The sequence below is a fragment of the Daejeonella rubra genome, from assembly GCF_900103545.1.
Lineage (GTDB): Bacteria > Bacteroidota > Bacteroidia > Sphingobacteriales > Sphingobacteriaceae > Daejeonella > Daejeonella rubra.
Window position 1 is genome coordinate 15,443 of record NZ_FNHH01000027.1, and the last position, 16,458, is coordinate 31,900.

At 35.9% G+C, this 16,458-nt stretch carries 12 protein-coding genes and 1 pseudogene; all 13 read left to right on the plus strand.

The window, feature by feature from the left end; all coding sequences use genetic code 11:
* Nucleotides 1–41 precede the first annotated feature (41 nt).
* The 13 genes and pseudogenes from BLR27_RS15020 to BLR27_RS15080 all read left to right on the plus strand — a co-directional run bounded on the left by BLR27_RS15020 (nucleotide 42) and on the right by BLR27_RS15080 (nucleotide 16,416).
* Nucleotides 42–1,847: a hypothetical protein gene (locus BLR27_RS15020; protein WP_090706244.1), complete on the plus strand. Its 1,806-nt coding sequence runs from the start codon at nucleotides 42–44 to the stop codon at nucleotides 1,845–1,847.
* Nucleotides 1,831–3,579 carry an ABC transporter ATP-binding protein gene (locus BLR27_RS15025; RefSeq protein WP_090706246.1) on the plus strand — a complete coding sequence of 583 codons (1,749 nt, stop codon included), beginning with the start codon at nucleotides 1,831–1,833 and terminating at the stop codon, nucleotides 3,577–3,579. The genes BLR27_RS15020 and BLR27_RS15025 overlap by 17 nt, the downstream gene beginning before the upstream one ends.
* A 15-nt stretch (nucleotides 3,580–3,594) precedes the next feature.
* Complete coding sequence (locus BLR27_RS15030; protein ID WP_221406356.1) at nucleotides 3,595–4,620, plus strand: N-acetylneuraminate synthase family protein; 1,026 nt, start codon at nucleotides 3,595–3,597, stop codon at nucleotides 4,618–4,620.
* On the plus strand, nucleotides 4,617–5,111 hold the full coding sequence (locus tag BLR27_RS15035; protein WP_090706248.1) for a KdsC family phosphatase: 495 nt from the start codon (nucleotides 4,617–4,619) through the stop codon (nucleotides 5,109–5,111). Before BLR27_RS15030 ends, BLR27_RS15035 begins: the two co-directional genes overlap by 4 nt.
* A gap of 5 nt (nucleotides 5,112–5,116) precedes the next feature.
* Nucleotides 5,117–5,938 (plus strand): SDR family oxidoreductase, encoded by an 822-nt coding sequence (locus BLR27_RS15040; protein WP_221406357.1) that lies wholly within the window; start codon nucleotides 5,117–5,119, stop codon nucleotides 5,936–5,938.
* A 45-nt stretch (nucleotides 5,939–5,983) separates the two neighbouring features.
* Nucleotides 5,984–6,727 (plus strand): FkbM family methyltransferase, encoded by a 744-nt coding sequence (locus tag BLR27_RS15045; protein ID WP_090706249.1) that lies wholly within the window; start codon nucleotides 5,984–5,986, stop codon nucleotides 6,725–6,727.
* Between the two features lie 29 nt (nucleotides 6,728–6,756).
* Nucleotides 6,757–8,226 carry an aldehyde dehydrogenase family protein gene (locus BLR27_RS15050; protein ID WP_090706251.1) on the plus strand — a complete coding sequence of 490 codons (1,470 nt, stop codon included), beginning with the start codon at nucleotides 6,757–6,759 and terminating at the stop codon, nucleotides 8,224–8,226.
* Between the two features lie 17 nt (nucleotides 8,227–8,243).
* Nucleotides 8,244–8,990 carry an acylneuraminate cytidylyltransferase family protein gene (locus BLR27_RS15055; RefSeq protein ID WP_090706253.1) on the plus strand — a complete coding sequence of 249 codons (747 nt, stop codon included), beginning with the start codon at nucleotides 8,244–8,246 and terminating at the stop codon, nucleotides 8,988–8,990.
* A 5-nt stretch (nucleotides 8,991–8,995) separates the two neighbouring features.
* Nucleotides 8,996–10,942 (plus strand): transketolase C-terminal domain-containing protein, encoded by a 1,947-nt coding sequence (locus BLR27_RS15060; RefSeq protein ID WP_090706254.1) that lies wholly within the window; start codon nucleotides 8,996–8,998, stop codon nucleotides 10,940–10,942.
* Nucleotides 10,943–10,946: 4 nt separating this feature from the next.
* Entirely contained in the window at nucleotides 10,947–12,308 is a 1,362-nt protein-coding gene (locus tag BLR27_RS15065) for a CDP-glycerol glycerophosphotransferase family protein (protein ID WP_090706256.1), read from the plus strand.
* 418 nt (nucleotides 12,309–12,726) lie between these two features.
* On the plus strand, nucleotides 12,727–13,773 hold the full coding sequence (locus BLR27_RS15070; protein WP_176767716.1) for a hypothetical protein: 1,047 nt from the start codon (nucleotides 12,727–12,729) through the stop codon (nucleotides 13,771–13,773).
* A gap of 513 nt (nucleotides 13,774–14,286) precedes the next feature.
* Nucleotides 14,287–14,601: pseudogene (locus BLR27_RS18915) on the plus strand (CatB-related O-acetyltransferase); the annotation flags it as partial.
* A 33-nt stretch (nucleotides 14,602–14,634) separates the two neighbouring features.
* The gene (locus tag BLR27_RS15080; RefSeq protein ID WP_090706259.1) at nucleotides 14,635–16,416 is read left to right on the plus strand and encodes a carbamoyltransferase family protein; all 1,782 of its coding nucleotides are present in this window, start codon (nucleotides 14,635–14,637) and stop codon (nucleotides 16,414–16,416) included.
* Nucleotides 16,417–16,458 lie beyond the last annotated feature (42 nt).

Consider the following 16,458-nt stretch of genomic DNA (forward strand, 5'->3'; position numbering starts at 1 on the left):
AAACGATCTTTTGAAAATTTTCTTTATAAATTATTGATTAGATGATTCCTGAAAATTTTATAAGATTAAAAAAATATTCTTTCAAAGATATATATATAATTGAAAACAGAGCTTGCTGGACTTCTTATAAAGACCAATGTTCAATATCAGATGATCTTGTTTTAACTATAGACTTGGGACTAAAAAAGGATCTTGAGAGACACGGTTATCATGTTACTTATCTTGATCACTTAGTTGATCAGAATATACTTGATAAGGCAAATTTTGAGATCATGGAATTTTTGGGTGGTTGGTATAAAGATCGATTGGGTAAAAATTTGCTAGAGTATAATGGATATGATATTGGAGCATCTATGCTCCTCAATATTCTTAATAAAGTTACATATTATTCACATTTTTTTTATAATATTATTGGAATTAAATCACTGAAATATAGCAAGTTATATGTTTCAGTCGTAGATGAAGTAATAGAAAGTGTGTTGAATGATCTTAGTCTTGAGATAGTAAAGACAGAAAGTCAGAATACTTCCGATCAAACTGTTTACAGCTTCCCAATCAGCAGATGGATGAACGAAAAGCTGAATAGGACCACACTTAAGGAAAGGTTAAAAGACTTTGCAGTTTCTTGTTTGGATCGCTTTAATGATTTGGCTGATCGGTTTAAATTTAGATATGAAAAAGTTATTTACATTCAGACCCATCACCCTACAAAGAGGATAATTGAGCATTTTGATAGGGATAAGGGAGTTAAGGTTCTAGTTTCTAATTATTCCAGACTTAAAAATGTTTTAAGAGAAAGAAGGGTTACTATCAATAATAAACTGAATGTTAAAAAAGACACAGCCATCCTGCTTCAGCGATATAAAAGTGGATCAAGATATGAATTGAAGTTCGAAGAGTATCAGATAAGTGACTTTTTATACAGATTGATCGATCCTTTAGTTGAGGAACAATTATCTTTGGCTTTATCTAAGATTAAGTGCATTGATTTTTTTTTTAGTAAGCAGCCCATTTCGCTGATGGTACCTATAACACATCTATGGATGGAGAATAAGTTGATTATAAACTATTGTCAGAAAAACAGTATTCCTGTTTTTACTATAATTAACGGTCTTTTAAATCTTTCATTCTGGAACGATGCTAAAGGTGGGGATTTTGTAAATTCCTACAGTACTTCTATAAAAGAAGACTATTTTGAAAATGCTCCTAATGCTATACCACTTGGGGATCCAAGAATGGATGATTATTTTGATATTACTCCTAAGAATATCAATAGAGAAAATCCGGTTATAATTATAGGTGCTGCTGGTTTTGATCTCCTTGACTTGAATTCATATCTGTCGTTTGAGTTTGATTTTCTTTATGATATTCTAAGTGTCTTGAAGTCGCTAAAGGATAGTAATAAATTTAAACTCATTCTCAAGGTAAGGCCAAATGGATATAAGCATTTATACAATGAGATGATCAGTGAATATTTCCCGGAGCTTGAACTAGAAGTCATACAGGATCTATCATTTGAGCAAGTAATCTCAAAGGCTGATCTTTACATAACTTTTTATTCGCAGACTGTTTTTGAAGCGTCCTGCATTGGCTCTCCGGTAATTTATTATAAAAAAGATACTCAAACTGTAGACAGACCCTTTGATGGAGCAAGTGAGTTGGTGACTGCTTTCGACACGAAAACACTTAAAGAAAAGATTTTAGCTTTTTACAATAGCGAGCCAATTTTTGATTTATTTCTCAATAAAAAAGTAATGGAGAAATATATAGGTCCGCTAGATGGCAAAAATACTGCAAGAAATATTGATTTTATTAATTCCTTGATTAGTAATGAACGTATTAAATAAGATTTCTTCACTTTTAAGTCAAGGGCAGAAAAAACAATTTTTGATTCTGCTGTTTTTCATGTTCATAGGTATGGGCCTTGAGGTGTTAGGAATAGGAATCATTGTTCCTGTTCTGGGAGCCATATTGGATATAGAGAATCAGGAGAATGTTTTGGTCAGAAAACTTGTTGAGTGGACTGGAGCTAATTCGGGAATAGAAATGATTGCCTATGTTCTTTTTGTAATGGTTCTTATTGCAGTTGTTAAGATTGTCTACCTGGTATCACTTTCCTATTTCAAATTCAGATACACAGCAAGGGTTACACGTGACATTTCCAATGAACTTTATAAGGGGTATTTATTCAATCCATATTCCTATCATCTAAGAACCAATACTTCTCAAATGTTAAGAAATTTGCAGATAGAGGTTACCGAATTTAATTCTGCATTTCAGGCACTGATGGGTTTGATTACAGAAATTACAGTTATTTTGGGTATGATAGCTATATTGTTCTATTATGAACCTATCGGTGCTCTAACAACAAGTTTTGTTCTGGTATCAGCATCTGTATTATTTCAAAAAATCATAAAAAAAAGTCTGGTCAAGTGGGGTTTAAAAAGACAAGTTCTGGATGGCGATTTAAATAAAGTATTGATTCAGAGTTTGAACGGCATTAAAGATGTTAAGCTTGCAGGAAAGGAACTGTTTTTTTACAGTATTTTCAAAGAGAAGATAGATGCCAAAATTGCCTTTCAAACCAAGTACGTTACAATCAAGAACGTACCCAGATTATATCTTGAGTTTCTGGCAATGGTAGGTTTGGTACTGTTGATCTATATCATGTTCCTTCAAAATGTATTACCGAAAGATATACTCTCTACACTAGCAGTTTTCGCAGCAGCATCTTTTAAGCTTATACCTTCATTTAACATCGTAATGGCTTCTGTACAGCAACTCCGTTTTTCAGAATCATCAGTTAATACTCTGTTTAACGATATTAATGAAATACAAAGCATTAAAGTTGATAATCAGGTTGAGGGGAAAGGAAATATCGAATTTAAACAAACTATTCGAATAAATCAGGCAACATTCAAATTTGAAAATACTGATAACTATTTATTCCAAAACTTAAATCTTGAAGTTAAAAAGGGTGCTATAATTGGCTTCATAGGTAAAAGTGGATCCGGAAAGAGTACCCTCGCAGACTTAATCATGGGCTTATTGACTTTGGAGGGAGGTCAAATACTGGTAGATGGGAAAAATATTCAGTCGGACATAAAAAGCTGGCAATCCAAAATTGGATACGTGCCTCAATCAATTTACCTTACTGATGATTCAATTGCGAGCAATATTGCTTTTGGTGTTGATTCGGGTCAAATAAACATGGATCGATTGAATAGTGCTGTGATCAATGCCCAGCTTAATGAATTTGTTAATTCACTTGAATTTGGGTTGATGACTGAAGTTGGCGAAGGCGGAGCCCGTCTTTCAGGCGGACAACGCCAGAGAATAGGAATAGCCCGTGCATTATATCGAAATCCTGAAATTCTGATCTTCGATGAGGCAACCAGCGCTCTGGACAACGAAACGGAAATGGCTGTAATGCAATCCATTTATGAAATAAAGGATAAAACGATATTAATTATTGCTCATCGTCTGTCAACACTTGTTAAATGCGATTATATCTATAGATTTGAACGTGGGCAAATAGTTGATCAGGGAGAACCAAGCCATTTGTTAACTAACTATTAAAATAAATATAATGTTATGATTTTTTCAAAAGAGGTTCCATTTATTATTGCTGAAGTTGGTCAAAATCACCAGGGAGATCTGGATTTAGCCAGAGAATACATCCGGATTTTTGCTTTTGAAGGAGCAGATGCTGTAAAGTTTCAAACAAGAAATAATAAGCAATTGTTCTCAAAAGATGCATATGAAGCACCTTATACAAGTGAAAATGCATTTGCTGCAACCTATGGTGCACATCGTGAAAAGCTAGAATTGAAAATTGAATGGTTGCCCATCTTAAAAGAAGATTGTATCAAACACGGAGTAAAGTTTATGTCAACTCCTTTTGATGAACCAAGTCTTGATATCCTTCAGCAAATTGATGTAGATATTTTGAAAATTGCATCCTTTGATCTTGGTAATCTTCCGTTTATTAACAGAATCGCTAAATTGGGTAAGCCTGTTGTAATGAGTGTAGGAGGTGGTAAAATAGAACAAATACGTTCAAGTGTCCAGACTTTGCTCAATCATCATAATGATATAGCAATTTTACATTGTGTTTCTGAATACCCTTGTGAGTTCAACCGTTTGGGACTTGATAATATTGAAGTTCTTATTCGTGAGTTCCCAGAATGCATTATTGGTTCTTCAGATCACTTTAATGGTACATTATCTGGACCTATAGCCTCTATGAAGGGCGCAAAAGTGTTTGAAAAACATGTAACACTTAATCGTGCCTGGAAAGGAACTGATCATAGCTTTGCATTGGAACCTGAAGGTTTCCGAAAGTTCGTACGAGATATCAAGCGCGTAAGCAAAATGATGGCGCCCAAACCTATTGAAGAAGTTGGTACCGAAAAAGTCTTTGTAAAACTGGGTAAATCTCTTGTAACCTATCATGATCTCAAAGCAGGAGATACCCTTAGCTTGAATAATTTATCCGGTAGGATTTTCAATGAACAGTATATACCCGTTCGTGAGTCTAACCGTGTAATCAGTAAGACAGTGAATCGTGATATTAAAAAGGGAGATCCTATTTTTTACGATGATATCATCGGTTTATGATCAGTAAGGAACAACTGAAACAAGTTAAGTTAGTCGCTTTTGATTTTGACGGGGTATTTACAGATAACCGTGTAATTACTGCGCAGGATGGTACTGAATCTGTAACTTGCTGGAGAAGTGATGGTATTGGCATTGCACGTATCATAAAGCTGGGTATAAAAGTAGTGATTGTATCAACAGAGACCAATCCGGTAGTCGGAGCGCGTGCAGCGAAGCTAAAAATTCCAAGTATACAATCAGTTGAAGATAAGGCTGGTGCAATACTTGAAATTTGTTTTCAACATGGTATTTTACCTGAAAATGCCATGTTTGTAGGTAATGATATTAATGATATTCCTGCCTTTCTGTCAATTGGTATTCCGATTGGTGTAGCTGATTCATATCCGGAAATTTATCCCCATATTTTATTTAAAACTGAAAAGCCGGGTGGCTTCGGGGCAGTTCGCGAAATATGCGATATATTATATAATGCCCAAACTGCTGATAAATAGTACTAATGAAGAAAGTGAATATGAAAATGTTGTTTGATGTTAGCAGGGAAATCGTTTTAATTACTGGCGTGTCTGGTCAATTAGGGAGGACATATGCACGAACATTTCTTGAGTCAGGTGCAATAGTAGTTGGACTTGATTTAGTAGCTGGTAATCATTCTGAGATTCTCGAGAGCGAATATCGCGACAAATTTTTCTTTTGTGTGGCAGATGTAACCAGTAAATCCTCTTTGGAGCTAGCTCTGGAAGAGATTTTATTAAAAATAGGTGTTCCTACTGTCTTGATCAATAATGCTGCGATAGATTCTCCTCCCGGTGCTCCAATTGAAGAGACTGGTCCATTTGAAACGTATCCTGAGGCGTCCTGGGATAAGGTTATGGATGTTAATGTAAAGGGAGTTTTTCTCGCAAGCCAAATCTTTGGGGCTGAAATGGCCAGGAATAATAAAGGCTCAATTATTAATATTTCTTCAATATATGGTGTGGTATCTCCTGACCAAAGTATCTATGAATATAGACGTTTAAGAGGCGAAACCTTTTATAAACCGGTTGCTTATTCAGCATCAAAATCAGCAATACTGAATTTGACCAAATACCTTGCTGTCTACTGGGCAAAGAACAATGTCAGGGTAAACACTCTCGTAATTGCGGGTGTGGAAAATAATCAGGATGCTGATTTCAAAAAAGCCTATTGTGGCCGTATTCCAATTGGAAGAATGGCTACAGAGCAAGAGTATAACGGTGCTCTAATTTTCCTTTCAAGCAGTGCTTCCCAGTACATGACAGGGTCGCAATTAGTTGTAGATGGAGGATGGACATCCATCTGACAAATTCTAAAGAAACCTAAAAAATATTTTGCAATTGCAAGCATTATGGAAAATATAAAGACTATTAAAGATAATTTTAAAATCTATGCCCAAAATCCCCTCGAGGAATACCGAGCCGATTCTTTTTTTACAAAAGAACCTGAGACGGTAGCGTGGATAGACAGTTTCAATTCGGATGATATCTTTTTTGATATAGGTGCTAATGTTGGTATTTACTCGTTGTATGCAACAATTAGACATTCATGTAAGACGTATAGTTTTGAGCCTTACCATAAAAATTATTTTAGACTTTTGGATAATATTTCCTTGAACAATGTTCAGGATATTTGTCTCCCTTTTTTATGTGGTTTGTACAGTCAGACAAAGATCGATACTTTTTATGTTTCCGATGACAGAACTAGTAGCTCAGGTCATCAGGTTGGAACTGACGTAGATGAACATGGTAATAAATTTATTGCTCTACAAAAGTATCCTCTTTTTGTTTTTGCATTAGATGATTTTATTAAATTATATAACATTCCATTTCCTAATCATATTAAGATCGATGTTGATGGTGTTGAAGATGAGATCATTAAAGGTATGCAAGAGATTCTTGCAAATCCGAGCTTGAAGTCAGTTTCTATTGAGATTAATAACGGATCTGGAGATCGTATTGATGTTAAGGATATTTTTAAGAATTTCGGATTTTCTACTGATAATTCTTTTAACGTACATCCGAATCATTCTCGTTTTCGCCGAGCTCAAAATAAGAGTTCCGTGTGTGAGAATATTGTATTTAGCAAAAAATAAAGTTTACCCAACTACAATTTCGCAGTTCTATGGCAGAAATATATCAAATCAGAAGAATCCCCAGTTGGATCAATGGATTAGAGTTGTTCAATGGCGATTCCATTTTAAATAAATTCAATCCGCATACAGCAGAACTGGATTCATTGATTGTTTCTTCTGACAAGGAAGTAGTAAAGCAAGCAATTAAAGCAGCTGGTAACGTATTCGATTCATGGTCAACTTGCTCTCCTGTAAAGAGAGGAAATATTTTAGGTGCTTTTGTTAGGTTGATGCGTGACAATAAAGATGAATTAAGAGATATTGTAGCTAGGGAAACAGGTAAGTCAAAAGCTAATGCTGAGGGGGAAGTATTTGGCGCTATCGCTGTTGGTGAATTCTTTGCCGGTGAGGGAATGAGGCTATATGCCAGGTCTTTAACCTCTGGAATGGAAGGTAAATATACACATAGTATACGACAGGCAATTGGCGTATGTGCTTTAATAGTTCCTGCAAATACTCCAATTGCCAATATCGCATGGAAGATTTTTCCTGCATTGATCTGTGGTAATACAGCTGTTTTGAAAGCATCTGAGGATTCTCCGGAGATTGCTGTGAAAATGGCAGCTCTGGCAAAGGAAGCAGGTGTTCCAGATGGTGTTTTTAACGTGATCCAGGGGCGAGGTGATATTTCTGGTAAGGCATTGGTCGAAGATCATGGAGTTGCTTTGATAAGTTTTACCGGATCAACAAGCGTTGGTAAATGGATTGCGGAGGTTGCAGGTAAACGATTGGCAAGAGTTTCTCTTGAGTTGGGAGGTAAAAATCCATTTATTGTTTGCGATGATGCAGATATAGATAATGCAGTTAATTGGGCAAGCCTTTCAGCATTCAGTAATGCAGGCCAGCGATGTGCCGCAGGAAGCAGGATTATCGTTTTTGAACAAGTTTATGATGAATTTGTAAACAAGCTCGTTGCAAAAGCTAAAAGCCTGAAATTGGGAATTGATGATGATTGTGATTTAGGTCCCGTTATTAATGAAAGACAATTTAATAATATATTAACTGCTATAAAAAATGCAGTATTTCAGGGAGGGAAGGTTCTTTGTGGTTCAAATGGAGAGTTGGGAAGTAGTGTTGAAAAGGGATATTATATTGAGCCAACTATTATTGAAGGATTGTCAGTTGAAGCAGACCTAAGTAAGACTGAAATCTTTGGTCCGGTTGTAAGCATTTACAAAGTTAAGGGAATAGTAGAAGCACTTGATGTTTCAAATAATACAGAATATGGTTTAACTGCCTCTATTCATACTAAGAATGTCGACAGGGCAATGTGGTTTGCACAAAAGATTCGCTCAGGTTTGATCAATGTAAATATTGGTACTTATGGGAGTGAACCTCATATGCCATTTGGAGGTGTAGGGTCTTCAGGCAATGGTACCAGAGAACCTGGGGTTGAAGCGTTAGATGTATATACTGAATTAAAGTGTATCTCCATACTAGTAAGGGAACAACATATTTAAAATCTCATAATTATTTAATGAAAGTTAATGCTTTTATTCCGGCTAGATCCGGTTCAAAAAGGTTCCCACATAAAAACATTCGTGTAATTAACGGTCATCCCTTAATTGCGTATACGATCCGGGCTGCAATAGATAGTGGTGTGTTTGACAAGGTTATTTGTGCAACAGATAATGAACTATATGCAGAATGTGCCAGGCATTATGGTGCAGAAGTTCCTTCATTAAGGTCAAAGGAAATCTCTGGAGATAAATCATCTGATATTGAATGGGTAGAGTGGTTATTAAATATTCTAGAATCTATTGGTGAGTCCTGTGATGCTTTTAGTATTCTAAGACCAACCAGTCCATTTCGGAAGCCGCAAACTATTGTCAGAGCTTGGGAACAATTTTTAAGTGCCAATGGAAGTGATTCACTCAGGGCAGTTGAATTGTGTAAACAGCATCCTGGGAAAATGTGGATAGTAAAAGATAGTGTAATGTATCCCCTTATTCCTTTTTCAGGTGAGAGTCAGCCATGGCATAGCATGCAGTATGCAGCCTTACCTCTAGTTTATGCTCAGAATGCTAGTCTTGAGATAGCATGGACAAGGGTTATAACCACTACACATACTATTGCAGGGAATATAATCACCCCATTTTTAACCAACTCCGAAGAAGGTTTGGATGTTAATGAGGAATTTGACTGGTGGAAGGCAGAGTATTTACTAAAAACCGGTGGAGCAAGTCTGCCTAAAATTAATGTAGAACCATTTATAATCAAATAATAATCATGGGTGAGCAAATCACATACAGTATTTCTGAAGCAACAGAAGAGGCAACGCAGGGAATAAGTATTTCCTATTTTGAAAAGGAAGCATTTGATATTGTATTAAATTCGAATTGTACTTCAGAGGAAAAGACTAGACTATTTGCGGAACTGGCAAGGTTTAATACTCTTTATATGGTTGCAAAGGCAGGTTCCGGTCATTTGGGGAGCAGTTTTTCCAGTCTTGATATTATATCTTGGCTGTACCTGAATGTCCTCAAGCCTGAAGATCGTTTTTTCTCTTCTAAGGGCCATGATAGTCCCGGACTATATGCTGTACAAACAGCTTTGGGAATCCTTCCTTTTGAAAAAATACATGCTTTGAGAAGATTGGGGGGACTTCCGGGACATCCGGATGTAGGAATACCAGGTGCAGTTACCAATACAGGATCATTGGGTATGGGGATATCAAAGGCAAAAGGATTTTTATACGCTGATGATTTGTTGAAGGTGAAAAAAGGTAGATTGTTCGTCCTAACCGGGGACGGGGAATTACAGGAGGGGCAACTTTGGGAATCTCTGGTTTCTGCAATAAGAAGAAAGGATAATCGCTTGTTCGTTATTGTGGATCACAATAAGGTACAGTCAGACACGTTCGTAGCCAATGTGAGTGATTTGGGTGATTTAGTATCTAAGTTCAGTTCTTTTGGATGGGATGCTTCTGAAGGCGATGGGCATAATCTGGGAGTTATCCGGGATTTTATAGATGAGCCAGGTAAATCAAAGCCTAAAATTTTGGTGGCCAATACTATCAAAGGTAAAGGCGTCTCTTTTATGGAGCACACATCAATGGGGGCAGATGTTGAGTATTACAAATACCATTCAGGAGCTCCGGGTAAAGAAGATTACAGCTTGGCCAGAAAGGAGTTATTAGAATCGATCAATCTGCTTGGTAATGAAATGCAGATTGTACTACCCAATCCGATTGAGGTAAGTGCCGATCCGATTAGAATCTCAACGGAGAGTGAAAAAATGATTCCAGCTTATGCTGAAGCGATCCTTGGATTGGCAAGATCAAATTCAAGGATTGTAGCCCTTGATGCTGATTTGGTTTTAGATACAGGTCTGATACCGTTTAAGAATGAATTTCCCAACCGATTTATTGAATGTGGAATTGCAGAGCAGGATATGGTTTCACAGGCAGGAACCATGGCACTAGGTGGGTTAGTTCCTATAGTGCATTCTTTTGCTTGTTTTTTAACGTCCAGGGCATCGGAGCAGATTTATAATAATTGCTCGCAGGGTTCAAAAGTTATTTATGTGGGATCGCTTGCCGGTTTATTACCTGCCGGACCTGGCAGTTCTCATCAATCTGTAAGGGATATTTCTGCCATGTCATGTATGTACGATATGAAATTGATTGAACCAATGAATGCAAATCAGCTTGCTGTTGCATTGGATTGGGCAGTGAATAAGAATCAGGGTAGTACCTATTTGCGATTGACTTCAGTGCCGTATATCCCCGTAAGTGCAGGTGAGGCAGATATGGATTTTACAGAAGGTCGGGGTATTGTCATGAACGAAGGCTCTCAGCTAACAATCATAACGTCAGGACCAATTATGAGTAAACAAGTGATGATTGTAGCAGCAAAATTCAAAGATGAAATGGGTATAAATGTTAAGGTGATTGTTACTCCATGGCTAAATTCATTAGATGCAGATTGGTACAGGTTAATGCTTCAGGACTCTTCTAAAATTGCAATCGTTGAGAATCATTACACTGAAAATGGATTTGGATCCTACATTATCTCACATTTAAGTCAGGCAGGAGTATTAGCCGGAAGAGCTACACGCATGATTGGTTTGAATGAGAAGCCCAAATGTGGTCAACAGGATGAGATTTTAAAATATCATAAGTTGGATACAGAAAGTATATTTAATTCTCTTGTTCAATTTTTAGACGCAAACTAGATCAATGAGTACAAAAAAGAACCTGCTCATATTCATAAGTCTTCAAACTTATTTAAGGAATTGGATAGATGCAGGTGCATTTTCAGAACTGCATAACAAGTATAATATCTTGTATGTTATCCCTGAGTACGATTGGGATCCCAGGGAAATAGAAAATTATGGAATCCAAAATTATAAGGTAATAAAGCAGGCCACCTGGAGAAAATTTTTGTTCAGAAGAATTCTACTTGTTACAATGGTTAAATATTCCAAAAGGTCAATGGCATTCAGAATCAAGATCGCCAATTTCTCCAGTGTAATGAAATTGATTCATACAGTGGTTTCCTGGGATATATTTTATCAGATTTTCCTTTCTTTGTGCAAATTCATTTTGGGAAGATGGAAAGGGTTGGATCAGGTTTTCAATGATTTCAAACCTGATTTAGTTATAGCACCATCTTTGGCTGCTGATAGCTTTACAATTGACTTTACTCATACTGCCAACAAAAACAGGATAAAATCACTAATCCTGATTAATAGTTGGGATAATTTAGTTAGTAAGGGTGTTATGCCTATACAACCTACCTATGTAGGATTGTGGGGTAAGCAGGCCTGGGACCAGGCAGTACGCGTGCAAAGAATTGCAGAAAGGAAGCTTATGATACTTGGGGTACCCCGTTTTGAGAGATATTTCTCAAAAGATACCTCTAGCATATCGATTCATGAAGTAAACAATATTCCTCCGGACAAAAAGATTATTCTATATCCTGCTACTTCTTTGCCATTTGATGATATTCAGGCATTAACAACACTCGATAATGAGATTTCAACTAACCCTATGTTTAGGGATTATGTTATTCTTTTTAGGGCACATCCTGAAATGCTTCCCCGTGTTGAAGAAAAAAACGTTCTTGATGCAGGGCTGAAAAATGTATACATCGATTCTCAGACAGCAAAATTTTATTTCTCCAGATTTGAAAATACTTCGGGTTCTTATGAATCAACGATAAACTCAACTTCTCTTGATTACTATCCTGCATTGTTGAAATCGATTGTTGGTATGGTTTGTCCGGCAACAACCTTATCACTGGAAGGCCTTATTAATGGAAAACCATGTGTCATGATTTGCTACAATGATGGTAAGAATCATTACCTATCACCCGATCAAATTGCAAAATTTGAAAATGTTCAGGAGATATTAGGTCTTGTAGGTGTTTTCCCTTGTTATGAAAAAGGTATTTTACTCGATAATTTCAGAAAAATGATGGAGCTAAGTACCGATCCGGTTATATCAGAAAAAATAAAAGAAGCAACCTTGGCAATTGTCTATGTTGATGAATTACCTTATGCTTCCAGATTAAGTCGTTTCGTTGAAAAGGTTATCTGATTCAAACCAATCTGGTTTAGATAATAAAAAATTTCACCCTTGTAGATAAGGGTAAACAAATATCAGAATGAATTTTAATACATTATTGAGCTTAATAAACTTTTCATTCCTGTTATTTTTATTATATCTGTTTGGTATTAAGGGAGAGAATGAGTTTATAAACCGTAATACAATTATTGGAGGGGCCTTACTTGCTGTTCAGATTCATCTATTTCTGGTTTATGAGAAAAAAAGAAATATTCCATTATTAACTATTCTTTGTTTTCAACTGATCTTTTATTATCTGATGAGAGTGATCAGTTTAACATTCATACCTTTCTCAGTCGTATTCAAAAGATTTACAATTACGGTTCAGGATGTAAATTTTGGATTGTTTTATATCATTTTAAGTAATCTACTCATATTCGCTGGAATATGGATGGCCACAAATTCAAACCGATTGAAGCCATATCGGGAAGTGTTGCAACACAAAGGTAACGCATATAAAATTCTTGGATTTTTTGTACTTGCATATCTCTTCGGTAAGCCGAACCTGTTGGGTATTGCAGTTTTGGATAGATTATTGGATTTTATAAAACTTTTGTTTTTTAATTCGTCAATAGTACTATTTATTGTTATTATTTTCTTTACCCATAATTACAATAGATTGACCTTTTATCAGCGAGGATTTTTTATTGCTGTTTTTATCGGATATATAGTTCTGACGACACTTAGTGGAAGCCGTTCAGCAGCTTTGGTAGTAATCATGTATGTTTTGTTTGCATCATTAGCAGGGGCAAAGCAATTGACTTTTAAAATAAGGCATTTATTACTGGGTCTGATGATGATTCCTATAGTCTTACTGGTATTTATTTTCGCTACGGATTTACGACGGTATAGTGCAACCACAGATGTTAGTAATGAACAAAAGTTGGAAGTAATAAAAAACTCTGTTTCTTCAACGGCATGGCTTGAAGATGATGGTTCAATCGGATTGATTTTTGACCGGATAGGTTTTCTAGATTATGCAACAGAAATTATTGCACATAAAGAGCAGTACTCATCTATCTTTAATATTCCTTATTATTTAAAAAGCATTGTTGATAATTTTCTTACCCCAGGGTTCACAGTATTTGATAATCCGAAAGTTTCCAATGCCTTAGTTTATAAGTATTTCAATTATGGAGTTCCATCTTTAAAAACGGTTGATGAATATTACGCTTCAGATCAATTAACTATGTATGGAGAATACTTTGCACTTTTTGGATGGGGCTCTTTACTCGCTTTCTTTTTGACTGGGTATTTGTTTCAAAAAACTTATCTCAAACTAACATATAAGTCAAGTGTTGAGCTTTTTATAAAGAGAGCCTTACTTTTGAATATTTTTTATGTCTTAATAAACAGCTTTGGTCTTGACTGGTTGCTGTTCGATTCAATTGCTATGTACCTTACATTTATTCTCTTCCGGAAGTATGTCCTAGTTTGAAATAGAGTGGTTGATTGTTTAACCGTAGTCCAAAGTGATACAAAAAATGAAAGTATTTCAGTTCGTGTGACTTATATTGATTATTTTAAAGTATCGTCTTAAATTTGCAGGTGAATTATGGTTTTATTCAAGGTTTTAATTATAATACTTCGGCGAGCTGTTTACAAGATAAGATATATGTATGCTATAGAGCTACTAAGGACCAAAAACCCAACATGTAAATTTTACCATGGGGTAAATATTCATGAAACGGAGTTTGATAAATATAATGTGCTCTATGACGATGTAGTTATTGCTTTCTCAAAATTAGGTAGTCATACTTATATCCAAAAACGATCTACTGTTTTCAATGCCCATATTGGCAAGTTTTGTTCAATTGCTTCGGGGGTAAGTATCGGACCGGGAATTCATAAAACAGATTTCGTTAGTACCCATAATGCCTTTTATCTTCATAACACACCTTTGGTAAAGAAATTCAGTACACTTGATGTTTTTTCTTCTTATTCTACCAGTAAAATTGGCAATGATGTTTGGATTGGTGAAAGAGCTATTATTTTAGATGGTGTTATTATTGGCCATGGAAGTGTAATTGCTGCAGGAGCAGTGGTAACTAAAGACGTTGAACCTTATTCGATTGTTGGAGGGGTACCTGCTAAACTTATAAGAAAAAGGTTTGATACTAAAACAATTGAGGCACTTTTGAATCTAAAATGGTGGGATAAGCCAGATGATTGGCTTGAGAAAAATTATAAATTATTTTTATCAACTCATGATTTGTTGGAATATAAGAATGATCATGGAGTTGAACACATTTCTAATATCAATTAATAAAAAACTAAATTTCAATTAACTCATTTCTAAATGAAAAAAAATCACATTTTAAGTTTTACATTAAGCGGGCACGGATTTAGTGGTGCAGTTTGTACAGATGGTATCATCACCTATGCCACGAGTCTGGAGCGTATTACTAGAATAAAAAACGATATTCTTTTTCCTATTTCAAAGGCGGATCTTGAGACCTTTGGGTGGAAAGCAGATCCCAAAACCTACATGGAGCAACTCGATTTCGAGTTTGATATGCAAAAAGATTATTCAACAGTGGATATTGCTAAGGTTGAAAAGTTCCAACTTCTATTAAACTATTTGCTTGATGTAGCTGAAATAACTTTGGAAGATGTTGATTGTGTGGTTTACAGTTATAGACATAATGAGATTGTAAGAAAATTCTTTAAGGAGAAAAATCCTAATATTAAGTTTATTGTTCCTGAGCATCATTTTTCTCATGCTTGTCAGGCCTTCCTGCCTTCACCCTTCGATGATGCAGCAATAATGGTTGTAGATGGACAAGGTGTTCCGATGGTCAGAACCGGTGGTGACCAACTCTCAGGTAGTCTTTCTTATGGAAAGGGAATTGAGATAGAAACATTATGGGAGTTTCCTGTTCGATACAGTTTAGGGGGTATGTATGCAGAGTTTACAAAGAAACTTGGATTTAAAACAAATCAAGAAGGAAAAACAATGGGACTTGCGGCTTACGGGACTTCTGCTATCTATGATGAAATTAAGAAGGAGTTGAAATTTGAAGAACTTGATTTTGACTTTAGAAAAGTTTTCAAAAAGGGTTTAGGATTTCACAATGCTCTTTATAAACTTCCAGATTATGGAAATTATTTAAAGCAATTCGAAAACAAGAAAAAGGAAGAGGAGTATACTCAAACCCACAAAGACCTGGCTTATGCAGTTCAAAAGCTTACTGAGGATGTGATGGTTTATCTTGCAAATTGGTTATATGAAAAAACCGGTTCTAAGAATCTTTGTATTTCTGGAGGTGTAGGATTGAACTGTGTTGCTAATTATCAGGTATTGTCCAGATCTAAATTTGACAATATTTTTATCCATCCTAATGCAGGCGACAATGGTCTTGTTGTGGGACAGGCGCTTTATGTTTATAACATATTGAATAAAAACCCAAGGGTTTATGTGGACACACATGATTATTTGGGCAAACAGTATTCAGAAACAGAGGTTGATGCAGCGATCGACAAATTTAAAGATAATGATTCAATTAGCATACAAAAATGCGAGAGCCTTCCAGTGCTTTATGATACTATGGCAAAGGCAATCGCTGACGGATATATAACAAGCTGGTGCCAGGGTGGAAGTGAATTCGGACCACGTGCCTTAGGTAACCGAAGCATTTTGGCAGATCCAAGACGTGCAGACATGAAAGATATCCTTAACTCCAGAGTAAAGTTTCGCGAAAGCTTCAGGCCATTCACGCCATCTGTTCTTGCAGAGCGCTCAAGTGAATTTTTTGAACTTGATATTGAATCTCCATTTATGCTTCTTGCACCTTACGTTAAACCTGGTAAAGGTGAATTAGTGCCTGCAATTACTCATGCTGATAATACCGCCAGAGTTCAAACTGTTACAAGGGATGTAAATGAACGATATTATGATTTGATTAAAGCATTCGAAAAATTGACAGGCATTCCTATGGTTCTTGACACTTCATACAATGTTGCAGATGAGCCTATCGTTGAAACTCCTGAAGATGCAATTAGATGCTTTTTATCTACAGATATAGACATTCTTGGAATTGACCGTTATATTCTCAGAAAGAAGGCAAAGTTTAACGTATAACAAATATTCAACTGATTGATTTAAGTATTAGGTCGAGAAACA